This is a genomic window from Streptomyces sp. NRRL S-340 (genome assembly GCF_000720185.1).
In the GTDB taxonomy this organism is placed as follows: domain Bacteria; phylum Actinomycetota; class Actinomycetes; order Streptomycetales; family Streptomycetaceae; genus Streptomyces.
The window spans coordinates 1-2909 of record NZ_JOIY01000091.1 but is presented as its reverse complement, the minus strand read 5'-3'; the positions used below and the strand labels follow the sequence as shown (position 1 = coordinate 2909).

Here is a 2909-nt window from a genome sequence, read left to right as displayed (position 1 = left end):
CCCGCCGACGCCCCGACGGCACCCTCGAATACCTCGGACGCACCGACGACCAGATCAAACTCCGCGGCTTCCGCATCGAACCCGGCGAGATCGAAGCCGTCCTCACCCACCACCCCACCGTCAAGGAAGCCGCCGTCATCGACGACGCGCACGCGCGGCTGATCGCCTACGTCACGCCCGCGGATGCCGGTGGGGCCCGCCCCGCCGACATCCGCCGGTTCGCGCGGGGGCGGCTGCCCTCGTACATGGTGCCGTCGGCGGTGGTGGTTCTGGACGCGCTGCCGCTGACGCCGAACGGAAAGCTGGACCGCAGGCGCCTGCCGGAGCCCGAGGTGGGCAGGCCGGAGCTGGACGTCGGGTTCGTGGCGCCGCGTGACGTGGTGGAGGAGGTCGTGGCGCAGGTCTGGTGCGCCGTGCTCGGCATCGACCGGGTCGGTGTGCACGACGACTTCTTCGAGCTGGGCGGGCACTCGTTGCTGGTGATCCGGGTGGCGGCCCGGATCCGCAAGCTGCTGGGCGTCGAGGTACCGCTGCGGGAGCTGTTCGACGCCCCGACGGTCGGACAGCTGGCTTCCCGCGTCCGCGCCGAACAGGCCAAGGGCCTCGGCGACGGGGCTGCGGCCCTTGAGCCGGTGCAGGACCGGAGCGGGCCGCTGCCGCTGTCCTTCGCGCAGCAACGCCTCTGGTACCTCGACCAGTTGATGCCCGACAGCGTCTTCTACAACATGTGCGACGCCTACCGGGTCCGCGGCCCCCTCGACCTGGACGCGCTGCAGCGGGCGCTGCGGATGCTCGTCGAACGGCACGAGACGCTGCGGACGGCGTTCGTCGAACGGGACGGCGTGCCCTACCAGGTCGTCTCGGCCTGTGACGCGCCGGTCGCGCGTCGTGCGGCCCACATCATGCGGATCGAGCCGGCCGAGCGGACCGAGGAGGGCGTGCGGGACCTGGTGGCGGCGCTGGCGCGCACCCCGTTCCGGCTGGAGGACGGCGCGCTGCTGCGCGTGGCGGTGGCCCGGCTGGCGGACGACGAGCATGTGCTGGTGATCACCATGCACCACATCGTGTCCGACGGGTGGTCGGTCGAGGTCCTGGTGGACGAACTCGGCCGGCTGTACCGGGAACACGTCACCGGCGTCCCCGCCGCGCTCGCCCGCCTGGACATCCAGTACGCCGACTTCGCCGTCTGGCAGCGGGCCTGGATGACCGGTCCCGTGCAGGAGAAGCAGCTCGCTTACTGGAAGCGGGCGTTGGACAGCGCGCCGTCGGTGCTGCGGCTGCCCGCCGACCATCCGCGTCCCGCCGTCCAGTCCCACCGGGGCGAGACCGTCGAGTTCCCGCTGCCCGCGGCGCTGGTCACGCGGCTGGAGGCGCTCGGCCGGGAGCAGGGCGTCACCCTGTTCATGACACTGCTGGGCGCCTTCCAGGTGCTGCTCGCACGGTACAGCGGCCAGGACGACGTGGTCGTGGGCGTGCCGGCGGCGAACCGCACCCGCGCCGAGACCGAACCCCTGGTCGGCTTCTTCGTCAACACCCTGCCCATACGGGTCGGCTGTCCGCAGCAGTCGTCGTTCCGCGAGCTGCTCGACCGGGTCCGCGAGGCAGCGCTGGGCGCCTTCGCCCATCAGGACCTGCCCTTCGAGGCGCTGGTCGAGGCGCTGGCACCGGAACGCGACCTCAGCCACAACCCTCTCGTGCAGGTCACCTTCCAACTCCTCGACGCTCCCGACGAGAAGCTCGTCCTGCACGGCACGGACTGCGCCTCGCTCGGCTTCAGCGGCGTGACCAGCCGGTTCGATCTGTCTCTCGACGTCGTCTCGGGCCGGGACGGGAAGCGGTGCCTGCTCACGTACTGCCCCGATCTGTTCGACCGGCCCCGCATGGACGTGCTGGCCGGCCACTACCTGACACTGCTGGACGCGGCGGCGAACGACCCCGGCCTCCGCATCGGGGACCTGCCGCTGAGCGACGACACCGAACGCCTGAGCCTGCCGGCCGGGCCGCGCTCCGCCGACAGCGTCGTGGCGCTGCTGGCCGTGATGCGGGCGGGCGGCGTCTACGTGCCCATGGACCCGGAGTGGCCCGCCGACCGCACCGCCCATGTCCTGGACGACACCGGGGCCCCCGTCGTCATCACCCGCGACCTGCCCGCAGGCCCCGGCCGCGTCCACCTCGACCCGCGGCAGCCCGTGGCCGACGGTCCGCAGCCCACACCGCGTCTCCACCCCGACCAGGCCGCGTACATCATCTACACCTCGGGGTCCACCGGCGCCCCCAAGGGCGTCACCGTCCAGCACCGCTCTCTGCACCACCTGCTGGGCCATGTACGGCGCATGGCGGAGGACGGCCGCCGGCGCAATGTCGCGCACACCACCGCGATGACCTTCGACCCGTCGCTGGAACAGTTCCTGTGGCTGGTAGCCGGACACACCCTGCACGTCGCGTCCGAGGACGAGCGCCGCGACCCCGAGGCGCTGGTGGGTCTGGTGCGGCGGGCCGCGATCGACGTCCTCAACGTCACCCCGTCCCACTTGGACATGCTGGTCCGGGCCGGGCTGCTGGAGGGCTCCCGGGTGCCGGAAACGCTCCTGGTCGGCGGCGAGGCGGTGCCCGCGGCCCTGTGGCGGACACTGCGCGAACAAGGCGCCGCCACTCGCGTCTTCAACCTCTACGGTCCCACCGAAGCGACGGTCGACGCCACGTGCCACGACCTGTCCCACCCCGTCGACATCCCCGTCATCGGCACCCCCCTGCCCGGAGTCCGCCTCCACGTCCTCGACGAACGACTGCGACCGGCACCCATCGGCGTCGCCGGAGAGATCTACCTCGGCGGCCCCGGACTCGCCCGCGGCTACGCCAACCGCCCCGCACTCACCGCACAGCGCTTCATCGCCGACCCCTACGCCGAC

At 72.3% G+C, this 2909-nt stretch carries 1 protein-coding gene; it reads left to right on the top strand.

Translation table 11 applies throughout. The annotated features are described in order from the left end of the window. Nucleotides 1-2909, top strand: a 2909-nt coding sequence (locus tag IG64_RS37055; protein WP_037864902.1) for a condensation domain-containing protein, incomplete at both ends; no start/stop codon positions are given.